This is a genomic window from Bacillus sp. 5RYD7K (assembly GCF_059831465.1).
This window is the reverse complement of sequence record NZ_CP191200.1, coordinates 1,667,872-1,690,631: the sequence shown is the minus strand read 5'-3', so window position 1 is coordinate 1,690,631 and position 22,760 is coordinate 1,667,872. Positions and strand designations below refer to the sequence as shown.

At 48.8% G+C, this 22,760-nt stretch carries 21 protein-coding genes and 2 pseudogenes; 10 read left to right on the top strand and 13 right to left on the bottom strand.

Annotated elements, in window-relative coordinates:
* Positions 1-141: 141 nt before the first annotated feature.
* Genes ACQE26_RS08405 through uraH form a run of 4 tightly spaced genes read left to right on the top strand, consistent with a single transcriptional unit; the run spans position 142 to position 4,633 of the window.
* A complete protein-coding gene (locus tag ACQE26_RS08405; RefSeq protein ID WP_500471257.1) occupies positions 142-1,491 on the top strand; it encodes a nucleobase:cation symporter-2 family protein in 1,350 nt (449 codons plus the stop codon).
* A gap of 5 nt (positions 1,492-1,496) precedes the next feature.
* Positions 1,497-2,789 (top strand): nucleobase:cation symporter-2 family protein, encoded by a 1,293-nt coding sequence (locus tag ACQE26_RS08400; RefSeq protein WP_500471255.1) that lies wholly within the window; start codon positions 1,497-1,499, stop codon positions 2,787-2,789.
* 12 nt (positions 2,790-2,801) lie between these two features.
* Complete coding sequence (gene pucL, locus ACQE26_RS08395) at positions 2,802-4,286, top strand: factor-independent urate hydroxylase (RefSeq protein ID WP_500471253.1); 1,485 nt, start codon at positions 2,802-2,804, stop codon at positions 4,284-4,286.
* Positions 4,286-4,633 (top strand): hydroxyisourate hydrolase, encoded by a 348-nt coding sequence (gene uraH, locus ACQE26_RS08390; protein WP_500471252.1) that lies wholly within the window; start codon positions 4,286-4,288, stop codon positions 4,631-4,633. The genes pucL and uraH overlap by 1 nt, the downstream gene beginning before the upstream one ends.
* Positions 4,634-4,675: 42 nt before the next feature.
* On the opposite strand, the gene ACQE26_RS08385 is transcribed toward uraH, so the two are convergent.
* From ACQE26_RS08385 to allC, 8 genes are all read right to left on the bottom strand, one after another.
* Positions 4,676-5,374 (bottom strand): aspartate/glutamate racemase family protein, encoded by a 699-nt coding sequence (locus ACQE26_RS08385; protein WP_500471251.1) that lies wholly within the window; start codon positions 5,372-5,374, stop codon positions 4,676-4,678.
* A gap of 137 nt (positions 5,375-5,511) precedes the next feature.
* A complete protein-coding gene (gene pucE, locus ACQE26_RS08380; protein WP_500471249.1) occupies positions 5,512-6,033 on the bottom strand; it encodes a xanthine dehydrogenase subunit E in 522 nt (173 codons plus the stop codon).
* Positions 6,024-8,261 (bottom strand): xanthine dehydrogenase subunit D, encoded by a 2,238-nt coding sequence (pucD, locus tag ACQE26_RS08375; protein WP_500471248.1) that lies wholly within the window; start codon positions 8,259-8,261, stop codon positions 6,024-6,026. The genes pucE and pucD overlap by 10 nt, the downstream gene beginning before the upstream one ends.
* Positions 8,258-9,088: a xanthine dehydrogenase subunit C gene (gene pucC / locus ACQE26_RS08370; RefSeq protein ID WP_500471247.1), complete on the bottom strand. Its 831-nt coding sequence runs from the start codon at positions 9,086-9,088 to the stop codon at positions 8,258-8,260. Before pucC ends, pucD begins: the two co-directional genes overlap by 4 nt.
* Complete coding sequence (pucB, locus tag ACQE26_RS08365) at positions 9,085-9,702, bottom strand: xanthine dehydrogenase accessory protein PucB (protein ID WP_500471245.1); 618 nt, start codon at positions 9,700-9,702, stop codon at positions 9,085-9,087. Before pucB ends, pucC begins: the two co-directional genes overlap by 4 nt.
* Positions 9,699-10,691 carry an XdhC family protein gene (locus ACQE26_RS08360; protein ID WP_500471243.1) on the bottom strand — a complete coding sequence of 331 codons (993 nt, stop codon included), beginning with the start codon at positions 10,689-10,691 and terminating at the stop codon, positions 9,699-9,701. The genes pucB and ACQE26_RS08360 overlap by 4 nt, the downstream gene beginning before the upstream one ends.
* Before the next feature lie 229 nt (positions 10,692-10,920).
* Complete coding sequence (gene pucG / locus ACQE26_RS08355) at positions 10,921-12,171, bottom strand: (S)-ureidoglycine--glyoxylate transaminase (protein WP_500471242.1); 1,251 nt, start codon at positions 12,169-12,171, stop codon at positions 10,921-10,923.
* Positions 12,172-12,187: 16 nt separating this feature from the next.
* On the bottom strand, positions 12,188-13,426 hold the full coding sequence (gene allC / locus ACQE26_RS08350) for an allantoate deiminase (RefSeq protein ID WP_500471240.1): 1,239 nt from the start codon (positions 13,424-13,426) through the stop codon (positions 12,188-12,190).
* 415 nt (positions 13,427-13,841) lie between these two features.
* Between allC and ACQE26_RS08345 the strand changes: the two genes are divergently transcribed.
* The 5 genes and pseudogenes from ACQE26_RS08345 (at position 13,842) to ACQE26_RS08325 (ending at position 17,747) form a co-directional block, all read left to right on the top strand.
* The gene (locus tag ACQE26_RS08345; RefSeq protein WP_064778658.1) at positions 13,842-14,708 is read left to right on the top strand and encodes an endonuclease I family protein; all 867 of its coding nucleotides are present in this window, start codon (positions 13,842-13,844) and stop codon (positions 14,706-14,708) included.
* 69 nt (positions 14,709-14,777) lie between these two features.
* Positions 14,778-14,939, top strand: a pseudogene (locus ACQE26_RS08340) (aldo/keto reductase); the annotation flags it as partial.
* A 296-nt stretch (positions 14,940-15,235) separates the two neighbouring features.
* Positions 15,236-16,219: an aliphatic sulfonate ABC transporter substrate-binding protein gene (locus tag ACQE26_RS08335; RefSeq protein WP_438420578.1), complete on the top strand. Its 984-nt coding sequence runs from the start codon at positions 15,236-15,238 to the stop codon at positions 16,217-16,219.
* Entirely contained in the window at positions 16,219-16,983 is a 765-nt protein-coding gene (locus tag ACQE26_RS08330; RefSeq protein ID WP_438420579.1) for an ABC transporter permease subunit, read from the top strand. The genes ACQE26_RS08335 and ACQE26_RS08330 overlap by 1 nt, the downstream gene beginning before the upstream one ends.
* Positions 16,984-16,994: 11 nt before the next feature.
* Positions 16,995-17,747, top strand: a complete 753-nt coding sequence (locus tag ACQE26_RS08325; RefSeq protein ID WP_060964358.1) for an ABC transporter ATP-binding protein — start codon at positions 16,995-16,997, stop codon at positions 17,745-17,747.
* A 92-nt stretch (positions 17,748-17,839) separates the two neighbouring features.
* Here ACQE26_RS08325 and ACQE26_RS08320 read toward each other — a convergent pair.
* Together ACQE26_RS08320 and ACQE26_RS08315 are read right to left on the bottom strand one after the other, a co-directional pair.
* Positions 17,840-17,992, bottom strand: a pseudogene (locus ACQE26_RS08320) (two-component sensor histidine kinase); the annotation flags it as partial.
* 27 nt (positions 17,993-18,019) lie between these two features.
* Positions 18,020-19,123, bottom strand: a complete 1,104-nt coding sequence (locus ACQE26_RS08315; RefSeq protein WP_500471239.1) for an ABC transporter ATP-binding protein — start codon at positions 19,121-19,123, stop codon at positions 18,020-18,022.
* Positions 19,124-19,304: 181 nt separating this feature from the next.
* On the opposite strand from ACQE26_RS08315, the gene frlR reads away from it, so the two are divergent.
* Positions 19,305-20,033: a transcriptional regulator FrlR gene (gene frlR, locus ACQE26_RS08310; protein ID WP_060964356.1), complete on the top strand. Its 729-nt coding sequence runs from the start codon at positions 19,305-19,307 to the stop codon at positions 20,031-20,033.
* Positions 20,034-20,057: 24 nt separating this feature from the next.
* Here frlR and ACQE26_RS08305 read toward each other — a convergent pair whose 3' ends face one another.
* From ACQE26_RS08305 to ACQE26_RS08295, 3 genes are read right to left on the bottom strand one after another with little or no spacing between them, the layout of a single operon-like run.
* The gene (locus ACQE26_RS08305) at positions 20,058-20,915 is read right to left on the bottom strand and encodes a fructoselysine 6-kinase (RefSeq protein ID WP_500471238.1); all 858 of its coding nucleotides are present in this window, start codon (positions 20,913-20,915) and stop codon (positions 20,058-20,060) included.
* Positions 20,916-20,928: 13 nt separating this feature from the next.
* Positions 20,929-21,831, bottom strand: a complete 903-nt coding sequence (locus ACQE26_RS08300) for a carbohydrate ABC transporter permease (RefSeq protein WP_060964354.1) — start codon at positions 21,829-21,831, stop codon at positions 20,929-20,931.
* A gap of 3 nt (positions 21,832-21,834) precedes the next feature.
* Positions 21,835-22,713 carry a carbohydrate ABC transporter permease gene (locus ACQE26_RS08295; protein ID WP_500471236.1) on the bottom strand — a complete coding sequence of 293 codons (879 nt, stop codon included), beginning with the start codon at positions 22,711-22,713 and terminating at the stop codon, positions 21,835-21,837.
* Positions 22,714-22,760 lie beyond the last annotated feature (47 nt).

Sequence of the window (22,760 nt, the reverse complement as noted above, 5' to 3'; positions counted from 1 at the left end):
CTGTCACATAATCTTACAAACTAAACCGTTTTTCGTCACTTCCAGCAATAATGCCTGTCTTTTTCAGCTACTGTACCCAATGACACCCAAAAATCAGCACGCTATCATGTTACTAAAGTTTACATACAAGGAGGGACTATGTTGAAACAAAGATCGTTTGCGGTGTTTTCTCTTGGCCTTCAGCATGTACTGGCCATGTATGCAGGTGCGATTTTAGTGCCCCTGCTTGTCGGCAGGGCGCTGAATGTAACCTCTGAACAGCTGTCTTACCTGTTAGCGATTGACCTGTTAACGTGCGGCGTCGCGACGCTTTTGCAAACCTTGCGCGGCGCACACATCGGCATCGGGCTTCCCGTCATGCTGGGCAGTTCGTTTGTGGCCGTCACTCCGATGATCGCTATCGGCGCCAATTACGGCATTCACGCGGTTTACGGTTCCATCATTACAGCCGGTGTATTCATCTTTTTGTTTGCGCGTTTTTTCGGCAAGCTGACCGTGTTATTCCCTCCTGTCGTAACAGGAACCGTTGTGACCTTAATCGGCCTTTCACTTGTTCCGGCAGGTGTGAAAAATATGGCCGGCGGCGAAAAAATAAACGGCGGCGCCAACCCCGAATACGGTTCGCTCGAAAACCTTCTTCTCTCTGTCGGCGTTCTTGTTCTGATCCTAGTCCTCAACCGCTTTCTCAAAGGGTTTGCCCGAACGCTGTCTGTTCTGATCGGAATCGCCGCCGGAACAACGGCAGCGGCGCTCATGGGCAAAGTCAGCTTTTCTGCTGCTGCTGAAGCCCCGTTCTTCCAAATCCCGAAACCGTTTTATTTCGGAGCCCCTTCATTTGAAATCGGACCAATCTTAACGATGCTGCTCGTCGGAATGGTCATTATCGTCGAATCAACCGGCGTTTTCTACGCAATCGGCAAGATATGCGGCAGATCTTTAACCGAAAAAGATCTTGTCAAAGGCTACCGGGCAGAGGGAATCGCTATTCTTATCGGCGGGCTGTTCAACGCCTTTCCTTATAACACCTTTGCGCAAAACGCCGGCTTATTGCAGCTGACGAAAGTCAAAACAAGAAATATCGTCGTTACCGCAGGCTGTATCCTTGTCTGTCTCGGCCTGATACCGAAGATTGCCGCCCTTGCTTCTGCCGTTCCTGCTGCTGTACTTGGCGGCGCAACCGTTGTCATGTTCGGCATGGTGATTGCCTCAGGCGTTAAAATTCTCAGCACAGCGGATCTCAAAAACCAATACCACCTCTTGACCATCGCATGCTCAATCGCACTCGGCATCGGCGCCAGCACGGTCCCCGGGATTTTTGCTGAATTCCCCGCTCCAATCAGAATTCTGGTCAGTGACGGCACCATCACCGGCAGCCTGACCGCCATCTTTTTGAATCTATTTTTCAGCCTGCGCGGCAAAAAAGAAAAAACAACACAGAAAACCGAACTTCCGGCATTAGATCATACACTCGCATTAGAAAAAGAGGTGTAAAAAAGATGCAGAAACAGCAAAATGCCTTTCAGCTGGTGATGCTCGGACTTCAGCATATGCTTGCCATGTATGCGGGAGCCATTCTCGTTCCGCTGATCGTCGGAGCGGCGATCGGGCTGAATGCGGGGCAGCTGACATATTTAATCGCGATCGATTTGTTCATGTGCGGGGCGGCGACTCTTTTGCAGCTATGGAAAAACCGGTTTTTCGGCATCGGCCTCCCCGTTGTGCTCGGATGTACGTTTACCGCGGTCGGCCCGATGATTTCCATCGGCAGCACATACGGTGTCTCAGCGATCTATGGCGCCATTATTGCCGCAGGGCTGATTATCGTCTTAGCCGCGGGCTTCTTCGGAAAGCTTGTCCGCTTTTTTCCGCCTGTCGTGACCGGCTCAGTCGTCATGATCATCGGCATCAGCCTGATTCCGACGGCAATGAATAACCTGGCCGGAGGCGATGGAAGCAAAGACTTCGGCTCATTGGACAACGTGCTTCTCGGGTTTGGCGTCACGGCTTTTATCTTATTGCTGTTTTATTTCTTTAAAGGCTTTATCCGCTCCATTGTGGTTTTGCTCGGCCTTATCGCAGGTACAGCGGCCGCATTCTTCATGGGAAAGGTCGATTTTTCTGATGTCATGGAGGCGTCCTGGCTTCATATTCCGTCTCTGTTTTATTTCGGCATGCCGACCTTTGAACTGCCGGCTATTGTGACGATGCTTCTCGTTGCGATTGTCAGTCTGGTCGAATCAACAGGTGTTTACTTTGCGCTTGCCGATATCACAAATCGCAGGCTGTCGGAGAAGGATCTGGAAAAGGGCTACCGGGCGGAAGGCCTTGCGATCGTGCTTGGCGGCTTATTTAACGCGTTTCCCTACACAGCTTTCTCGCAAAATGTCGGTATTGTCCAGCTGTCAAAAATGAAAAGTGTTAACGTCATCGCCGTCACGGGAATGATGCTGATGGCAATCGGACTGGTTCCAAAAGCAGCTGCACTGACAACAGTGATTCCAACCCCCGTTCTCGGCGGCGCGATGATCGTCATGTTCGGCATGGTCATTTCTTACGGGATCAAAATGCTTTCCAGCGTTGATCTCGACTCGCAAGGCAATCTGCTGATTATCGCCGCTTCCGTCAGCTTAGGGCTTGGCGCAACGACAGTTCCCGAGTTGTTTTCCTCTCTTCCGGGAGCGGCTTCAGTTTTAGCAGGAAGCGGAATTGTGATCGGCAGTTTGACGGCAATTGCATTGCACGCTTTTTTTCATACCAAACAGCCGGATCACGCTGAAATAAAAACGTAAAGGAAGATGCCAATGTTCACTATGGATGACCTGAATCAAATGGACAAACACACTCTGGCAGACACGCTGGGATCTATTTTCGAACGCTCTTCATGGATTGCGGAGGAAGCGGCGGAATTACGCCCGTTTTCTTCCCTTTCTGACCTTCACCGCAAAATGGCCGGCATTGTAAAAGCCGCGGACCGCCAGACGCAGCTTGATTTAATCAACAAGCATCCCAGGCTCGGAACAAAGAACACAATGAGCGCTGATTCGGTAAGAGAGCAGCAGAACGCAGGGCTCAGCAAACTTGAACAAGAGGAATACGAGGAATTTCTCAAGCTGAATGAACATTATCATGAACGCTTCGGCTTTCCTTTTATTTTAGCGGTAAAGGGAAAGACGAAACAGGACATTCACCGGGCCCTAGTGAAAAGGCTTGAGAACGAACAGGAAACCGAGTTCCAGCAAGCTCTTATCGAAATTTACCGCATCGCCCGCTTTCGGCTGGCGGACATCATAACTGAAAAAGGAGAGACGCAAATGAAAAGAACCATGTCTTACGGCAAAGGAAATGTATTTGCCTACCGAACGTTTTTAAAGCCGCTCACAGGAGTAAAGCAAATCCCAGAGTCATCTTTTTCAGGGAGAGACAATACCGTTGTCGGCGTTGATGTGACATGCGAAATTGGCGGAGACGCATTCCTGCCGTCATTTATAGACGGGGATAACACCCTCGTCGTGGCGACGGATTCAATGAAAAACTTTATTCAGCGCCATTTCGCTTCCTATGAAGGGACAACAATTGAGGGGTTCTTACACGATGTGGCTCACCGATTTTTAAATACGTATTCTCATATGGACACGATTACTCTGACGGGCGAAGAGATTCCATTTGAAGCAATGCCCGCATACGAGGCGCAGGAGCTCCGCACAAGCCGGCTCGTTTTCAGAAGATCGCGCAATGAACGGGCCCGGTCTGTGCTGAAAGCGGAACGAACAGGAGAGACCATAACGATTATAGAGCAGTACAGCGAAATGATGGATCTTCAGCTCGTCAAGGTGAGCGGCAACTCTTTCGTCGGCTTTATTCGCGACGAATATACGACTCTCCCCGAAGACGGCAACCGTCCGCTGTTTGTCCACCTAAACATCGGCTGGCATTACGAAAACACAAATGACGCATACGCTTCTGATCCAGCCCGCTACGTCGCCGCTGAACAAGTCCGCGACTTGGCGTGCGCCGTGTTTCACGAGCTTGAAACCCCTTCAATCCAACATTTAATCTATCATATCGGCTGCAGAATTTTAACGAGATTCCCGCAGCTCACTAATGTCAGCTTCCAATCTCAAAATCACACATGGGACACAATCGTGGAAGAAATTCCGGGGTCCAAAGGAAAAGTCTACACCGAACCGCGCCCGCCATTCGGCTTCCAGCGTTTTACCGTGACAAGAGAAGACGCCGAGAAAGAAAAACAGAAAGCCGATGAAGCCTTAGGGAGCCTGAAAGCCTGATGGGAAAGCTGACGACCCATATCTTAGATTTAACCTGCGGCAAACCCGCGGCGAACGTAAAAATTGAATTGAAGCGGCTGGGCGGCGGAGGCTTTAGGAAAGAGGCATACACCAACGCTGACGGCCGAGTCGATGCCCCGCTTCTCGCAGGTGAAGAGCTGGTGTCCGGAGAGTATGTGATGGAGTTTCATGCAGGGGACTATTTCGCGAGTAAAAACGTGAACGCATCCGATCAGCCGTTTTTAACCATCGTCACCGTCCGTTTTCACATTGCAGATTCAGATGCGCATTATCATATCCCGCTTTTGCTGTCGCCGTTTGGTTATCAGGTGTATAGGGGGAGTTAAAAAGAAAGCCCGCCGGTGAGGCGGGCTTCTCCATGGCAGCATTCACAGCTGCAAGGAAAGAGATGTATTCACTGCTGTTTGTGCATGAATGAAAGCCGTATCAAATAATGGCACTTCAGAATCCTCGGCTTTTACTAATAATCCAATTTCAGTACATCCGAGAATAATCCCTTCCGCACCCCGATCCACCAAATGATTGATAATCTTCTTATACATGGTTTTAGACGACTGTTTGATTTCGCCTAAACACAGCTCCTGATAAATAATATGATTGATTACTTCTCTTTCCTCATCAGCAGGCACAATGACATTAATATTGTGAGACTCAATACGTGATTTATAAAAATCTTGTTCCATCGTATACTTCGTTCCAAGTAAACCTACTGAACGAATACCTTGTCTTGTGATTTGATCGGCAGTTGCATCTGCAATTTGTAAAATAGGGATAGTGATCATTTTCTGGATACAGCCAATCACTTTATGCATGGTATTTGTACATATGATGATAAAATCTGCCCCGGCTTTTTCTAATGATCTCGCAGCTTCCCCCAAAGCTGCACCCGCCTTATCCCAAGCCCCTTCAGACTGATAGTGTTCAATCTCTTTAAAATCAACACTGTATAAAACGCATTTTGCAGAATGCAGCCCTCCTAGTTTCTTTTTTATCTCTTCATTGATTATTCGATAATATTCAGCCGAAGATTCCCAGCTCATTCCGCCAATAAGGCCGATCGTTTTCATATAACCACTCCTGAATTTTTCCAGAATATAATCAATTATTCTAAAGTATTGATTAGTCTTATACAATTATTTGTTTTTCAGAAAATGGCCTGCGGGGAAAATATCCCGAAGTTTTTTAGATACTAAAAGTCCGGCTTTTAACAGCCGAACTCCCTTTTCCCCCTGTTCAGCTCTCTTCTCATCCTCCAAGCCGACCGCATAATCCCGCCATACCCGGTGCACCGGCACAAATTCCCTGCCAGCCCTTCTTCTATCTCTTCATCTGTGGGATGCGGGTTTTCTTCGAACAATGCTTTAAGCGCAATGATCATTCCCGGCGTACAGTAGCCGCATTGGAAGCCGCCTTCTTCCAGGAAAGCGGTTTGGCACATATCCAGCTCTTCTTTTTGAAGCCCCTCGATGGTTGTGATGGAATGGCCGTCTGCTTGATAGGCCATCGTCATGCACGCATTGGCCAGCTTCCCGTCAATTAAAATGGAGCATGCTCCGCAGCGGCCGATACCGCAGGACACCTTTGTCCCGGTCAGCTGAAATTCCTTTCTAAGCAAATCACTCAGACGAGCCGTGGGAATGGCTGTCACCTCACGCTCCTGCCCATTTACGGTCATTCGGTACTGTCCCTTTTTTACAGGAAGTGATCCAGCCTCTTTTACGTCCATTGCTTCAGCCCCTTTCTGTCTATCGCTTCAAGCAGCTCTTCTCTTGAAATCGGCAGCTTGTTTATCCAGCATCCGACCGCATCATGTACAGCCTTTACAATAGCGGGAGTGATAGCGATCGTTCCGATTTCGCCGACTCCCCGCGGTCCGTATGCGTCTCCCTTCATCAGTTCTTCTATTGCGATCACCTTCATGCAAGGAACATCTTTGACGACTGGGATTAAATAGTGATCGAGATTTTCCGCAGCATAACGGCCGTCCGTCATTTTTGCTTCCTCCATCAGCGTATAGCCGATCGCCATGGCGGCGCCGCCTTCAATTTGGCCCCGATAACCTTGCGGACTGACAACCGGCCCTGCCGCAATGGCGTGCTCACAATCTATCACTTTGACATCGCCTGTTAACAGATCCACCTCCACCTCAACAGCCGCCGCTCCAAATGAGTAAAGGAAATGGCCGCCGTCCACGGGATCAGGCGTTGTCGGAAAGTCAAATGCCGATTCCTCTGCCAAAGGGCCTTTTTCAGCCAGCTCTTTATATGTCACCATGAGCTCCTCTGTGTTTTTATCACGCAAGCCTTTAGCGCCGGGAATAAGGGTTTCCGCCGAACAGCCGCTCCATTGTGCCGCCCGTTTTTTCAAGCGAGAAAGAAACGGCTTCTTCAAACGGTGAATGGCGTGCCATACCATGCTTGTGCCGCGGGATGCCGTGGAGGAGCCTGACTTCGGCACTTTTGCGGTATCCCCAATGACAATGGTAATATCCTCTGCGGCACATCCAAGCTCCTCGGTGACGATATGTTCAATCGCTGCCAGAATGCCCTGTCCGCATTCTTCAAATCCGAACGAAGCTGTAATTTTTCCGTCACTTGAAAGGGACAAACGGCCTCCCGCCGCATCCATTCGGCCATAGCCCAGCCCGCCGCCGTGCATCGTTATTGCCGCTCCCGTGCCGCTCCGTATATACCCGGTGTTCCGGCGTTTTCTTGTCAAAATGGGAGATTCAGAAATGGCATTCAGCACCTGTGCCGCTCCGTCAGTCGGTGCAATCCGATGCTCCAGCGGCCCTAAGTCATACGGCTTTCTGATATTTTTTCTTCTCAGCTCCAGCGGGTCGATACCGAGCCTATCACTGAGGCGGTCGAGATGGGTTTCAAGGGCAAATGTGATTTGATTGCCGCCAAAGCCCCGGAATTCTCCCGCCACCCCGTTGTTCGTAAACACAGATATCCCTTCCGTCCGGATATTCGGAATACGGTACGGCCCTGCGGCATGCTCGACTGAAAAATCAAGAACGGCGGGTCCAAGTGTGGCGTAAGCGCCTGTGTCCGCCACAATTTTCACATCATGAGCCAAGAGCTTTCCTGTTTGATCAGCTCCCGTTTTTATTGTCACCTTCATCGGATGGCGCTTAATGCCAGAACGTACAGATTCCTTTCTCGTCTGATGGATTTTGACAGGGCGTCCGCTTTTCAGGGCCAAAAGCGCGGCATACGGCTGGATATTCAGCTCATCCTTTCCTCCGAACGAGCCGCCCATCGGACTCGACACAACCCTGATCTTCTCTTCAGGAATGTCAAAAATACGTGCAAGCTGGAAACGGTCTTTATAGCCGTGCTGTGTTCCTGCATACATCGTAAAGCCCCCATCATCCTCCGGAACGGCTGTGCCTCCTTCCGTTTCCATATACGTATGCATCTGCCGGGGCAGCTCATAGGTTTCTTCAAGGACTGTGTCACACACCCGAAACCCTTCCTCGACATCGCCGTTTGAAAAAAACGCGCGGTGCAGAATGTTGCCGTCCTCGTGCAGTCTATGCGCGTCCGGAAGAAGCGCTTTTTCCGGTGAATCAATGATCTCAAGCTCTCTATACTCAACACGAATCAGCTCCAGCGCAGCCTCCGCGATTTCCTCCGTTTCTGCAGCCACGGCGGCAATCGCATCCCCGACATACCGTACTCTGTCCTCGCATAAAACCGGCTGATCAGGGATGACGATGCCAAATCGGTTTAATCCGGGAACATCTTTATGAGTGACGACAGCCCGCACACCTTCCAATTCTTCAGCTTTCATGGTGCAAATCGACACAATCTCCGCATGAGGATAAGCGCTTCTTAACACCTTGCCATACAGCATTCCGCGAAAGCTGAGATCGGTCATATATTTCAGTTCTCCTGTGACCTTTTCTCTTCCATCCGGCCTGACTCTTGACGGTTTGTTGATCATCATTTATTCCCCGCCATCAGCTCTGACATAATGACGTTGGCAGCGGCTTTTTTTCTGTATGCCGCTGACATAAAAGCATCTGCGGAAAATGGCAGCTCATGGATAAGCGTTTCGTACAGCTCGTGCGGATCACACCCTGACATCATCCACTTCGCTTCACTTTCCAATAATCTTTCAGGTGTAATATCAGCATGGCCAGCGGCGAGACGAATGCCGCCGTCTTTCAAAAAACGTCCAGCCGCAACAGCAGCCGCTCCTGTAAAAGCCTGACGCCTCCCAAGCTTGCGGTAAAACACACGCTCTCCCTCCGCACGCGGGATGATGACACGCGTGACGATATCACCTCCATCATTTTCATCTGCGAGCCAATCGCCAAGCGGCAGTCTGATCAGCTCCTTTTGATATGCGACAAGCTCCGCATCAAGTACGAGCAAGAGCGGAATCAAATCGCCGATTTTACTCGCGATATTTCCGCCAATTGTGGCCCGGCTGCGGACACCCGGTGCGGCGACGGCGGAAGCAGCGTCGCTGAAACAACGAAGCGCACTCTTGATGAAAGGATTCTTTCTGCATTCATTCAGTGTCGTAAGCGCTCCGATCGACACGTGGGTGTCACTGACGCTGATCCCCCTCATCTCTTTTATTCCTTCCAGACTGACAAGGTGCTGTTTCGAAAGAATTCCCTTATCCCACTGAAGCTGAAGCCATGTGCTGCCCGATGCGGCACACACATCCGGGGCAAACTGCTCTAAAAGCGAATAGGCTTCATCGAGCGCTGCCGGTTTCCATAATTGAATATTCATCCTCGCTTTTGGCACTTGCCCGTTCATACCATCGCCCTCCTCACCATCTCATATTCCTCCGGTGTATCAATATCGTTCAGCTCCGCGCTTTCCTTTGCCTCCAAAACGGCTCCCCTTCCAAGCTGCCCGCTTTTCAGAAGTCTGCGGGCTCCTTCATCTCCCTTTAGCTTCTTTATATAAGGAAAACACGCTGCTGAGAAATAGATTGGCGGGGCAGGGGCGCCTAAAGATGAAGACACGGCAAACGACTCAGGTGCCATCGCCACAAGGGCATTGAGATGATCAACGGAAAGCTGCGGCTGGTCGGCTAATAAAATGACAACGCCGTCCGCTCCCATGCTTTCCGCTTTTCTCACCCCGCTGCTGACTGAATGCCCTTGACCTTTTTCTGCGTCTCGACAAACATGCAGACTCCAGCGTTTTCGAAAAGGCGGAGCGTGATAGGGCGCTCCCATCCATTCAAGGGAAGCATGTTTTGTCCGCTCGACGATCAGCACGTGATCAAGGCCGGACAGAAGAGCCGTTTTCAAGGAAAGCGATCCGACGGTTTCTCCTTTTAGCGGCAAAGCCAGCTTGTTTCGGCCCATCCTTTCGCTTTTGCCGGCAGCGAGAAACACACCGATCAGATAGGGGCTTCTCATACAACCGCCAGCCGTTTTCTTGTTTGAATGATTTCCGCAACAACGCTGACGGCGATTTCCTCGGGGCCTTCCGCACCGATTGACAGCCCGACCGGACTGTAAAAGTGAGCCGGCGGCTGTTTTCCGTTCAGCAGCCGCTTCGTGCGGTTCGCCGAACCCAACAAACCGATATAACGAAGATGTTGAGAAAATAAAAAGTCGATGATCGCTTGATCGTGCTGAAAATGATGGGTTGCCACAACAGCTGCATCCTGCGGCAAAAACTGAAATTCATTGAGCATTTGTTCCGGAAAAGCGGTGATCAGCCGATCCGCTTTTGGAAATAGAGAGGATGTGCAATAAGCGGGACGCCAATCTGTCACGATCACAGAAAATCCTGTATCAGCCGCCAAATTGGCAAGCGGCACAATATCCGGTCCCGCTCCGAACAGAATGAGGCGCGGCTTCGGTTCAATCCGCTGCATAAACAGGTTGGCAGATGGATCAAAATGCGGTAAATGAAGCGCAGAAACGGTACGTTGTATGTCTTCCAGAGGCGCGCCCAGCCAATTCCCGAAATGCCCGTTTTCCGTCAGAAATAAAGAACGGGAGGAATCAATCTGCGTAACGGCTGTTACTGCTTTGCCAGCATGAAGGCAGTCTCGCACTCTTTCATAGTGCCGTCTTTTTTCCTGAGTGATTGCTTCCGCATGAATATGAATCATGCCGTTGCAGCCTGCTCCCATGCCCCAGGAAAGATCGTCCTCCGCCCGCATATCATAAGAAATCAGCGCTGACGTCAGCTGATCACCCAGCTCACTGATTCTGCGGAATAAATCTTCTTCCACACATCCGCCGCTCAGCAGGCCGACCCTTTCCCCATTTTTCTTAAAGAGCATAGAGGCGCCTGCTTTTCGATATGCGGAGCCTTCTACTTGAACAATTGTCGCCAGCACAGCCTCTTCCTGATCTTCTAGAAGCGCATCTACCATCATGTGCAAATTTGCCATTGCTGTATCCCCCTCTCTTACATTGCTGTGAGAATCAACAAGTTCAGCGTGATTTTATAGGTAACTTGTATAAAGAATAGATGATGGAAGAAAAATTGACTCATGCTTCGTCAGAAAATACAACACGGAGAGAGAAGATTTGTAAAAAGAGTCAAACGGAGAAAAACGGATTGGAGAAATAGCACATCATATGACTAAAAAAGCTTGCGGAGTTTCCGCAAGCTTTTCTTTATACCGCCGCCTGACGGGCGGCGTTTTCATACACGTCAAGCGCCGATTGGAGCGCTTTTCCCGCTTCGATCGCTGCACCATGTCTGAGCAGCACAGCCTCCAGCCCGGCAAGGACGAACAGCACGTTTTCTTTTCTGCAGCTGTAGCCCATCGTGCCGATTCTCCAGATCTTCCCCGCCAGCGGACCGAATGAGCTGGCAATTTCGATGCCGAATTGCGCCAGCAGCATGCGGCGGACAGACTCGCCGTCAATGCCGTCCGGAATTTCTACACAGGTGACAACAGGCATTTTGCAGCTGTCATCTCCAAACGGATTCAGCCCCATGGCCTGAATCCCTGCCGCTAATGCGTTCTCATGGCGGCGATGGCGCTCAAAGCGGGCTTCCAGACCTTCTTCAAGCACCAGCCTGACACCCTCACGCAAGGCATAGAGCATCGTCGTCGCTTCTGTATGATGATTGAGCCGTCTTTCGCTCCAATAATCCTCAAGCTGGCTCAAATCAAAATAATTGCTTGTGATCGGCCGGTTTCCTGAAAGCGCTGCCCTGTCCGCTTGTGTCGCAATCCCGCGCTCTACCTTTTTACGAGCCGCAATCACATCCGCCACCCGCTCATTATATGTAATCGGCGCCATCCCCGACGGAACAGACAAGCATTTTTGCGTGCCGCCGATGGCCGCGTCAATCTTCCATTCATCCACCTTTACCTCGCAGCCGCCGATCGTCGCGACTGCGTCGACGACAAACAATACATTGTGTGCGCGGCAGGCTTCGCCGATTGCTTTCAGCGGGTGAATCCGCCCTGTCGAAGTTTCGCCGTGCACCATCGCCACGATTTTCGGCTTCACTTTTGTCATTTCCCGTATGATGTCCTCCGGGTCAAAAACCGTTCCCCATTCGCACTCAAGCGTATGAACATTTGCCCCGTACCGCTCGGCGATTTCAGTCAGCAAATAACCAAAGCGCCCGTAAATGGGGATGAGCACATCATCTTCAGGTTCAATGATACTCGCCAGCACCGCTTCGATTCCCGCCCGTGACGTGCCGTCAATCGGGTATGCCCAGCGGTTTTTTGTTTGAAACAGCTCCCGAAGCATTTCCATCGTTTCATTCATGATATCCGTAAACGCCGGATCAAATTGCCCGACTACCGGGGTGCTCATCACTCTCAATACACGCGGATCTACCTCAACAGGGCCCGGCGTCATAATCGTTCTTAACGGCGTGCATAATTCCTTTCTGCCTGACACAGCCATTCCTCCTTTATCAGTAAGCCAGTTTGTATAATAAATCAGTCAGTGCGCGGACGCCGATCTCAAGCTGTCTGGCCGAGGTATATTCCTTCGGTGAGTGGCTGATGCCGCTTCGGCTAGGCACAAACAGCATACAAGCCGGATGGCGCCGTCCGATCATTTGCGCGTCATGCCCTGCTCCGCTCACCATTTCCTCACAGCTGATGCCGTTTTCTGCCGCCGTTTCAAAAGCCGCATCCTTCAGCCTTTTATCCATCGGCACAGGTTCTATCCGCATATATTCATCAATCACGGCGTGAATTCCTTTTTGACGGCAAATTCGGTTGATCAAAACAGCCATATCTTCATGAAATTGCTTCAGCACGCGCTGATTTTGATGGCGTATGTCGATTGAAAACTGCACCCGCCCCGGGATGACATTGGCTACATTAGGTTCGGCCGTTATTTTTCCGCATGTCAGACGGAGCTCATCCGGCTGCTCTTCTGCGCACAGAAGCAGTTCATGAATGATGCGGCTGCCGGCTGCGAGCGGGTCCTTGCGCCATTTCATGGAGGTGGTTCCTGCGTGATTGCATTCTCCTTCGAGCGTGACCAGATATCGTCTCTGCCCCGCAATACTTGTCACGATGCCGAGATCCCTGCCTGACATTTCCAACGTCTGCCCCTGTTCAATATGCAGCTCAACAAACGCGCTGATATCTGTCCTATATGCTGACTGAAACACACCTTTGCCAAAACCGCTCTCATACATCGCTGTTTGGAGGGAGACTCCCGACTCGTCTCTTGGCTCTTTTGCATCTTGTTCTGAAAAAACACCCGTCATATTCCCCGACCCCCAATAGGTCATTGGAAAACGGCTGCCTTCCTCCTCACATAAGGAGACCGCCTCGAGTGTTTTTTTCGGCGCTCCGTATGTTTCCTTGAGCTGCTTTAACGCAAGCATTGCCGCCAGAACGCCATAAGCGCCGTCATACTTTCCCCCATTGATGACAGTATCAATGTGCGAACCGGTTACAATCACTTCATCCGGAGACTGGGTGCCCGAAAGCCTGCCGAAAACATTGCCGACGTCATCGAATCTTGTTTCAAGCCCGAATGAAGACATTTCCGTCTTCACTGCAAGCTGTGCGTCCATCCACTCTTTTGTGTACAAAAGCCTCGTTACACCGCCGTCTGCTGATGCGCCGTATTGGGCGAGCCATTCAATATAATCTGTGATGCTGTTTTTGACTGAAAGCTTCTGCTTTTCCATGTACTCCCCCCTCTGGCCGTTATGGTGACTTCATTATAGAAGGAGGAACACGACAGTTCATTGACAGATTAACCAAAAAAACGTTTATTTTTTGGTCACAGTATCTCATGTAAAACCCACAGAAAACACAGTAATCAGCCGCAATGGATGAAGGAACCAGCGAGAGGAAAAAGAGGACAAAAAACCTTTCATATGAACAAGCCAAGCTTGCGGAGAAACGATGCGCAGAGCGCGGGACAGATGAAAACAGAAATGCCGGCAGCTTGCCATCTCCCAACTGAAGCAAAAACCGGGTCTCAGGATATCCCCCAAAGGAACCAATTTACAATTTTAATGAAAAATATACAAAATGACACTTCTATCCTTTATATCAATTTTAGATAATAGATATGAGTTGATAAAAGGAGGGCAAGCGATGACAAAAAAAGCATGGTTTCTGCCGTTCGTCTGTGTATTACTGATTTCCGGATGGTTTGCGCCGGCAGCTTCAGCAAGCGCGCAAACCGCATTAAGCCTGAATGACCGATTGGCGTCTTCCCCTTCAGGAAAAATGAGCCTTCTCTCATTAGCCGCACCCGCAGCACCTTATACTGACATTGACACCTATTATGAAGGGGCTGACGGAAAAACAGGGAAATCGCTAAAAAGCGCCCTGCACCGCATCATCAGCGGACACACGATGCTGTCCTACAGCGAAGTGTGGAACGCACTGAAAGAAACCGATGAAGATCCGGCAAATCCGAATAACGTCATCCTGCTCTATACGAATGAATCACGGTCCAAAAACTTGAATGGCGGCAATGTCGGCGATTGGAACCGCGAGCACGTCTGGGCGAAATCCCATGGCAATTTTGGTACGGGCAAGGGACCCGGAACTGATATTCACCATTTGCGCCCGGCTGATGTCCAAGTTAACAGCGCCAGAGGAAATATGGATTTTGACAATGGCGGTACTGAATATAAGAAGGCACCCGGAAATTATTATGATGGCGATTCATGGGAACCCCGCGATGATGTAAAAGGCGATATTGCCCGCATGCTGTTTTACATGGCTGTCCGTTACGAAGGTGATGACGGCTACCCTGACCTTGAGCTTAATAATAAGACAGGCAACGGCTCGGCTCCTTATATCGGCAAACAATCTGTCCTGCTCGACTGGAATAAACAGGACCCGGTTGACGACCGTGAGCGAAAAAGAAATGAAATCATTTATGAGAAATACCAGCACAACCGCAATCCATTTATCGACCACCCTGAATGGGCCGGCGACATCTGGCCGTAAGAAAAAGGTGCTCCTGAAAAGACATCTTCAGCTTGAGCAAATTGCAGAAAATCATAAAACAATCTCTAAATGATCTTACGCTGGCATATTCAGCTCGGCGCTGTCCCGATTCCAAAATCAGCATCACTAGACAGCCAGCTTGAAAATATCTCTGTTTTTGATTTCTCCCTTGAAGAAAACGACATGAAGATCATCGATTCGTTTACCCGCGCGGAGTATGAGGAGTTTTAAGAGAAGTAATACTCAATAAAGAACGTGGTATAGCGGCCATCCTTTTCAGCGAATTAATTATCCCGTAATCACAGCTGCCCTGCTGATTTTAAGTCTTTCACTTGCCGTTACATTAAACGGAGGGACGCGGTTTCACCATCCTTATAGAGTCAGACTGTTTAAAAAAAGACCCCCTCGGGTCTTTTTTTGTGTTTTTTCAAATCATTTCCTTTACAGGATTGACATTACACCTTCAAATACATATAATCCTATAAAAATAGTAAGGAATGAATCTGTGAAGGAAGGTGGCCATTCTGATGAAGCGAAAAAGGGTCTGCACTCTCATAATCATAGCTGCTTTTTTAAGCCTCACTGCATGTACAGCCAATGAAACAAATGGAAAGCAGCCCATTCGAATCGGATTCCAAAAAGGAAATACGCTGCACCTTTTAAAAGAAAGCCGCTATTTAGAAAAACGATTACCACACGAGAAAATTGAATGGATTGAATTTGAAGGTGGCGGGGCTTTATTGGAGGCGTTGGCTGCCGGAAAGATTGATTACGGCAATGCCGCTGACGGATCAGGTATTTTTGCGCAAAGCTCCGGCAAACACATTGTTTACGTGGGTGCGAGTCCGCCAAATTTATCAGGTGTCGGTGTGGTCGTAAAAGAGAATAGCCCCATTCAATCCTTTGCTGATTTAAAAGGGAAAATGATAGCCGCGAATAAAGGGGGAAATCACCATTATCTCGCTCTCTTGGCTTTGAAAGCCGCCGGGTTAACCCAGCACGATGTCAAATGGGCTTTCGTATCGGATGCCGCCCAAGGCAGGGCTGCTCTGGAATCGGGTGAAGTCGATGCTTTTGCAACGTACGATCCGTTCCTCGCCGGAGTCGAAGAAAATGGACATGTGAGAACTCTCTCCCATCATGTTGCGGCTTATCCGAATCGAACGTTTTACTATGCTGCACCGCAATTCGTACGCGAACACCCCGATCTGGTCAAATCTATATTAGAGGAGACTGACCGCTCAGACCGATATGCCAGCACGCATCAAAACGAAATCGCCAGCCGTATCGCGACTCTGACCGGTATTCAGTCTAATATCTTGAAACGGGCGACAAAGCGAAAAAACTACGGCGTGAATACGCTGACGAAAGACATCATATCCGCCCAGCAGCAGCAGGCAGATGACTACTATCAGCTCGGATTAATAAAAGACCCGATCCGCGTTTCTGACATCATGCCTCTCGATCCTTTGCGGAAGCCTGTTTTAAAAGAAAGTAAAGGAGGCGAATGATGATGAGAAAAAGTGTACTTCCCTGGCTGGTGCCGATTTTTATTCTAATCGTTTGGCAATTATTTTCTTCCTCACATGTATTATCAGAGGGTCTTTTTCCTTCTCCGCTATCTGTTTTAAAAGCATTGTGGGAGCTCATCACAAATGGAGCGCTTTCTCTGCATTTACAAATCAGTTTAGCGCGTGCACTGAGCGGATTATTGATTGGCGGACTGATCGGCTTTGTCCTCGGTATTATCAACGGCTGGTCAGCGCTTTCCTTCCGTCTGCTAGATACAACCATCCAAATGATCCGGAACATTCCGCACTTTGCCCTTTTGCCGCTTGTTATTGTCTGGCTTGGAATCGGCGAAGCTCCGAAAGTATTTCTCGTCGCGCTTGGCGTCATGTTTCCCGTCTATATTAATACGCTCCATGGCATTCGGAACGTGAACCGCGAACATATTGAAATGGGGAAAATGTACGGCTTACGCGGTTTTCAATTATTCAAACAAATTTATTTCCCTTCCGCTCTTCCTTCTATATTCGTCGGCTTTCGTTATGCGCTCGGCGTTATGTGGCTGACCTTAATCGTTTCTGAAACAATCGCCACAAGCAACGGAATTGGCTACCTTGCCATGAATGCACGTCAATTTATGCAGACGGATGTCATTATCGTCAGCATTTTAGTCTACGCCTTATTAGGAAAAGCAGCCGACATCATTGCTCATATCGGTGAGCGCTATGCGCTTAAATGGCATCCTAATTATCAAAAGCAAGGATAGGAGTGAAAAAAATGGCACAGCCCTCTCAGAAAATAGAGTTGTATAACCAAGCAAATGAGCAAGCGGCCCAAATTAAATTGGACCATGTCAGCAAACAATTCGGCGGCACACAAGTCTTAAAAGACATTTCTTTGACAATTGAACAAGGCAGATTCACGGCCATCGTCGGAAAAAGCGGGAGCGGAAAAAGCACATTGCTCCGCATTCTGGCCCAGTTAGAACAAACGAGCTCAGGCCAACTGACATTCAGCGGCACAGATGAGAACAGCACCACAATGATGTATCAGGATTCACGGCTGCTGCCATGGAAAAAGGTCATCGATAATGTATTAATCGGGCTGCCGAAAGAGCGGACAGAAAAAGCAGAGGAAGTGCTGAAAGCAGTCGGATTGTGGAATTACCGCCACGCATGGCCGTATAAGCTGTCAGGCGGACAGCAGCAAAGGGTTGCCCTTGCTCGTGCTCTCATCAGAAAGCCGTCCCTTCTGCTGCTGGATGAACCGCTCAGCGCATTGGATGCCCTCACCCGTCTCGACATGCAGCAATTGATAGAAAAGCTATGGAAACAAAATGGATTTACAGCTGTGCTCGTCACACACGATGTGCAGGAAGCGGTCCGCCTTTCTGACCGCGTCATCATGATCGAAGACGGAGAAATCAGTTTCGACATCCCGATCCGCGCCAAACGCCCTCGCTCCTTGTCCGACAGCACACTCATTCAGATTGAACATGAGATCTTGCATCGAATTCTTCAGCGGACATGACAACGGGATGATGCAGCCTGACATTCAAGAGAAAGCTGACGGAATCACTTGTCAGCTTTTTCTGCCTTTACAATATATGAATGCGCAAACTCTTCTAAGCAAAATAAGTGCAGTCTGACAGCAGTTAAAGGTGTATTCATATCATGCTTTACTTTATGCAGGAGTTCCTTTTGCTGTTTGAGTTCCAGTTCGCGGTATGTTGTTCTTTCAATTAACATTACCGACTTGATCAGTTCCCCAATCTGAGGTGCTCCTGAAAAGGAGCACCTTTCCTAATACACAGCCTCTTCCGTCTCCGCATCGAAAAAGACGGCGTGATCCATTTTCACTGCCAGCTGAATCGAATCGCCTGCGGCAATTCGCGTGTTCCCATCCAGGCGCACCGTCAGCCGCTCGTCCCCGCTTGTGACATGGACAATCAGCTCCGATCCCAGATTTTCATTCACTTCCACCTTCGCTTTACACACTGAATCAAACAGCTGTTCATTCCCTGTCATGTGTGTAATATGCTCCGGCCGGATGCCGGCAATCATCTGCTCTCCGGCGTAACCCTTTTTTCTAAGCCGCTTCGCTTTTTCTTCAGGAATGTGAAGACGGATCGAAGGATTTGTGAAAAACAGCTCGCCATGCCGCTCTTCTATGACGCCTTTCAAAAAGTTCATTCCGGGAGAGCCGATGAAACCTGCGACAAACAGATTTGCCGGATAATGATAAATGTCATGAGGTTTCGCCACCTGCTGGATTTCTCCTTCATTCATCACGACAATCCGATCGCCCATTGTCATCGCTTCGGTCTGGTCATGTGTGACATAAATGATGGTGGCCTCTAAACGCTGGTGCAGCTTGCTGATTTCTGTACGCATCGTCACTCTCAGCTTCGCATCCAAATTGGAAAGCGGCTCGTCCATTAAAAAGACCTTCGGCTCCCTCACAATCGATCTGCCCAGCGCCACCCTTTGCCGCTGCCCGCCGGAGAGCGCCTTCGGTTTCCTCTTCAGCAAATGCTCAATCTCTAAAATTTGAGCTGCCGCATGAACCCGCTCGGTGATTTCCTGTTTGGACATCTTTCTGAGCTTTAATCCGAACGCCATATTATCAAAAACCGTCATATGCGGATAAAGCGCATAGTTTTGGAATACCATCGCGATATCACGTTCTTTCGGGGGGAGATCATTGACCCGCTCCCCATCAATGAGAAGGTTTCCTTCAGAGATGCTTTCCAGTCCCGCCACCATCCGCAGCGTGGTCGATTTTCCGCATCCTGACGGCCCCACCAGCACCAAAAGCTCCTTATCCTTTACATTTAAATCAAAGTCCTTCACCGTTAATTGTGAGTGATATGATTTTTTGACATGTTCAAATGTTAATGAAGCCATCAGACATTCCCCCTATCTTTTCATCTGTTATTTCGTCACTGGAAACAACTCGGTCTTTCTGTTATTTTTAAAATAATCAATTCCTATTTTTGCTATATTCCTAAAATAATAAATGCGGAATTTGTATTATAACGTCATATTACATTATAATATGAATAACAGGTTAAAAGGAGGCTACCTTTTGTTAAACAATGGAAGTTCTACACCTTTATACATTCAGCTGAAACAAATCATCACTGATGATATCAAAAAGGGCGTGTATTCTCCCGCCGCCAAGCTGCCTACTGAAAACGAGCTTTGCAGCAAGTATAATGTCAGCCGCATTACCGTCAGGAAAGCCATTCTCGATTTAGTCGAAGAAGGCTATCTGATCAGGCAGCAGGGAAAAGGAACGTTCGTTAAAAGCCCTAAATTAAAACGGGAGCTGATTGCAGTAAACGGCTACTCGGAATTTATGGAATCAACCGGAAAAAAACCGAAGCACCATGTGCTGTCCCATGAGATCATTCCGGCGGCAAACCTCATTGCTGAGAAGCTTCAAATCAATCCCGAGAGCCCTGTCGTTGAACTAAAACGGATTTTATATAACGATGACCAGCCGCTCACCTTTGAAGTGACACATTATCCGCTGGATCTGTTTCCCACTATTGATACGTTTATTGCTGACGGCGTATCCATGCATGATATTTTGAAACAGCAATACCAAGTTGTTCCGACTCACAATACGAAGCTATTAAATGTCGTATATGCCCAGCAGGAGGAAAGCAAATACCTGGATTGCGATATCGGCGATGCGCTGTTTGAAATTGATAAAACGGCTTTTACATCAAATGACCAGCCAATCTACTGCTCATTGTTTTTGATGCACACAAACCGTGTCACCTTTACCATCAACAGCCCCTACACTTAATAGGCATAAAAAACGAGACACTGCTTACAGTATTCTCGTTTTTTCACTGCTTCCCCCGTCATCCTCCAAGCGATAAGGATGGCCATAGCCGAAAGCCCCGTACACGCTGCAAGTTTTCGCAGCCGTTTCCGCCGCTTGGCGCAAAGCAGGCGTTATGTCCTGCTTCTCACAAAAGGCAGTCAAAAAACCAGCGATAAAAGAATCTCCCGCTCCAAGTGTATCTATTATATCAATTTCCACAATCGGCTGATGATAGATTCGGTCTCCCGCAGACAGGATCGCTCCCTGGCTCCCGCGGGTCAGACAAACGAATTTGGCTCCGTACCCATGTGCTTTTTCAATAAGCGCACCGCACTCTGACTTACTCAAATCGCTTCCTGAAAAAAACGCATACGTCACATAAGGACAGACCTTTCTCAAATAATCATCCTCCCGATTGGTTGAAAAATCAAAAGAGACCGGGATCAGCCCGCACAGCTGCGGAAGATCGTTCTCAAGCCGGCTGTACACACTGGTATGCAGCAGATCATGCCCGCTGATAAAGGCGAGATCTTTCTCCTGGAACACGAGCCGGAGCCGGGACTGAATGCCGCCTTTATTTGACCTGACAAAAATCCGGTCCCCCTGTTCATCAAGGGTGACAATGGCCATTCCGTTTTCTCCGTGCGCTTGGCGGATGTAATCCGCATTAACCTTCTCTAAATTCAGTACGTTCAAAAGATGTGCCGCAGCTTCGTCATTGCCGACAATTCCGATATAAGAAGCCTCGTGCCCGAGCCGTTTGGCAAGCACAGCGACGTTCAAGGCATTTCCTCCCGGGTAAAACGTTTCTTGATCCTTATAGTAATCGACAACGTTATCTCCGACCGCAATCAATTTCATTTTTCTTCCCCCTTTAACCTTTTACACTTCCGCTTGCAATCCCGCGGACAAAATACTTCTGCATCAATAAAAATAGAATGATAATCGGCGCTGCTGAAATCGTTAACCCCGCCAGCAGGACGCCCCAATCTGTCTGCAGCGCGTCTCTGAACTGCATCAGTCCGGCTGGAATGGTCCGCAAATTCTCATCATCTATGAAAATAATCGCAAACATAAACTCATTCCACGTATGGTAAGCCGTCAAAATGCCGGAGGTGACCAAGATCGGCACACTCATTGGTAAGAAAATTCTGAAAAATACTCCGAAACTCGAACACCCATCTAAATAAGCCGCCTCCTCCAATTCTTTTGAAATAGAAAGAAAATAAGAGCGGATCAAAATGATGGTGAATGGAATCCGGTAAGCCGCATACGGGAGGATCAACGCCCAATACGTATTGTACAGGCCAAGCGACTGAATAATAGAATAAAGCGGCACAAGACTGACCTGCGGTGTCAGCATCAATCCGCCAAGACACAGCACCAAAAAGAATCCTTTTCCTTTAAACTCAAAACGGGAAAGTCCATACGCCGCCCATGCACTGATAAAGACAGTGATCACACACGTCAGCGCCGTGACAATGACACTGTTCATAAAATAAGAAGAAATCCCCTGATTCCAGGCCGACACAAAGTTCTCCGGATGCCAAGAAGACGGCAGCGACCAGCTGTGCTCAAAAATATCATCCGAGTTTTTAAAAGCGCTCATCACCATCCATAGAAGCGGGTAGGCGATCGCAATCAGATAAAGAAACAGAAAAACCCACACAGACGTTTCTCCGATGTACCATTTTCGTCTAGGCTTTCTTTTCTCCTCAATGCGCCGGTCAGGCACAGGCTCCAATCTGAACAAATCTGTCTTCTTCTGGGGCAGCATCTGTTAATCCTCCTTTCCGGTTTTAAAGAACTTCATTTGCATGAGCGACAATACGAGGGTAATGATTAACACAACGGTGGCAATCGCTGAGGCATAGCCCATCATATCCTTTGTAAAGGCGCTTTTATATAAAAACGTGCTTAAAACTTCTGAAGCGTTGCCCGGCCCGCCGCCTGTCAAGATGTACGGTTCATTAAATACCGTAAAAGCCCCGGTCAGCGTCATGACGACCGCCACAAAAGACATCTCTTTCGTCTGGGGAACGGTAATGTGAAAAAACTGCTGAATTTTTCCCGCCCCGTCAAGCCGGGCCGCTTCATACAGTTCATCCGGTATTTTTTGGATCGACACAATGTACAGCATCGCAATATAACCGACAGATTGCCATTGAGACACGAAAATAACAGAAAGCATAGCCGTGCTGTCCTCCCCAAGCCAAGCCCTCGTCAGCTGATCAAGACCTGCCGCCTGAAGCAGCTGATTCAAAAGCCCCGTCTCAGGGTTGTAAATAAAATCAAACAAAAGCGCGATCACCGTCATAGAGATGACGACCGGCAAAAAGAAAACGGTGCGAAAAAACGGCGACCATTTTCTGACCAGCTTATCCTCAAGCACCGCCGCCAAAATCAAACCGCCAAATACCTGGCATACAATGGAGATCACGGCGTAAAGCACATTATTGGAAAGCGCCCGGTAGAAGACAGGATCATGAAACAGTTCCACATAGTTTTTCAAGCCGATAAACGTTTTTTCCGGAGAAAAAGAGCTCCACTGAAACAAGCTGAGGAAGACATTCTCAAAAATCGGAATATAAACGAAAAGTAAAAAAACGAGAGCGGGCACCAAAAACAAATAGGGGATTATTTTATTCTGATTGACCAAGGATATCTCATCTCCTTTATAAAAAGAAAAGGTGCAAAGCTTCACCT

Excerpts from the sequence above, each read along its gene's own strand:
- ACQE26_RS08400 (WP_500471255.1), top strand. The coding sequence starts at position 1,497 with ATGCAGAAACAGCAAAATGCCTTTCAGCTGGTGATGCTCGGACTTCAG.
- pucL (WP_500471253.1), top strand. The coding sequence starts at position 2,802 with ATGTTCACTATGGATGACCTGAATCAAATGGACAAACACACTCTGGCA.
- uraH (WP_500471252.1), top strand. The coding sequence starts at position 4,286 with ATGGGAAAGCTGACGACCCATATCTTAGATTTAACCTGCGGCAAACCC.
- ACQE26_RS08385 (WP_500471251.1), bottom strand. The coding sequence starts at position 5,374 with ATGAAAACGATCGGCCTTATTGGCGGAATGAGCTGGGAATCTTCGGCT.
- pucE (WP_500471249.1), bottom strand. The coding sequence starts at position 6,033 with ATGGACGTAAAAGAGGCTGGATCACTTCCTGTAAAAAAGGGACAGTAC.
- pucD (WP_500471248.1), bottom strand. The coding sequence starts at position 8,261 with ATGATGATCAACAAACCGTCAAGAGTCAGGCCGGATGGAAGAGAAAAG.
- pucC (WP_500471247.1), bottom strand. The coding sequence starts at position 9,088 with ATGAACGGGCAAGTGCCAAAAGCGAGGATGAATATTCAATTATGGAAA.
- pucB (WP_500471245.1), bottom strand. The coding sequence starts at position 9,702 with ATGAGAAGCCCCTATCTGATCGGTGTGTTTCTCGCTGCCGGCAAAAGC.
- ACQE26_RS08360 (WP_500471243.1), bottom strand. The coding sequence starts at position 10,691 with ATGGCAAATTTGCACATGATGGTAGATGCGCTTCTAGAAGATCAGGAA.
- allC (WP_500471240.1), bottom strand. The coding sequence starts at position 13,426 with ATGGAAAAGCAGAAGCTTTCAGTCAAAAACAGCATCACAGATTATATT.
- ACQE26_RS08345 (WP_064778658.1), top strand. The coding sequence starts at position 13,842 with ATGACAAAAAAAGCATGGTTTCTGCCGTTCGTCTGTGTATTACTGATT.
- ACQE26_RS08335 (WP_438420578.1), top strand. The coding sequence starts at position 15,236 with ATGAAGCGAAAAAGGGTCTGCACTCTCATAATCATAGCTGCTTTTTTA.
- ACQE26_RS08330 (WP_438420579.1), top strand. The coding sequence starts at position 16,219 with ATGATGAGAAAAAGTGTACTTCCCTGGCTGGTGCCGATTTTTATTCTA.
- ACQE26_RS08325 (WP_060964358.1), top strand. The coding sequence starts at position 16,995 with ATGGCACAGCCCTCTCAGAAAATAGAGTTGTATAACCAAGCAAATGAG.
- ACQE26_RS08315 (WP_500471239.1), bottom strand. The coding sequence starts at position 19,123 with ATGGCTTCATTAACATTTGAACATGTCAAAAAATCATATCACTCACAA.
- ACQE26_RS08305 (WP_500471238.1), bottom strand. The coding sequence starts at position 20,915 with ATGAAATTGATTGCGGTCGGAGATAACGTTGTCGATTACTATAAGGAT.
- ACQE26_RS08300 (WP_060964354.1), bottom strand. The coding sequence starts at position 21,831 with ATGCTGCCCCAGAAGAAGACAGATTTGTTCAGATTGGAGCCTGTGCCT.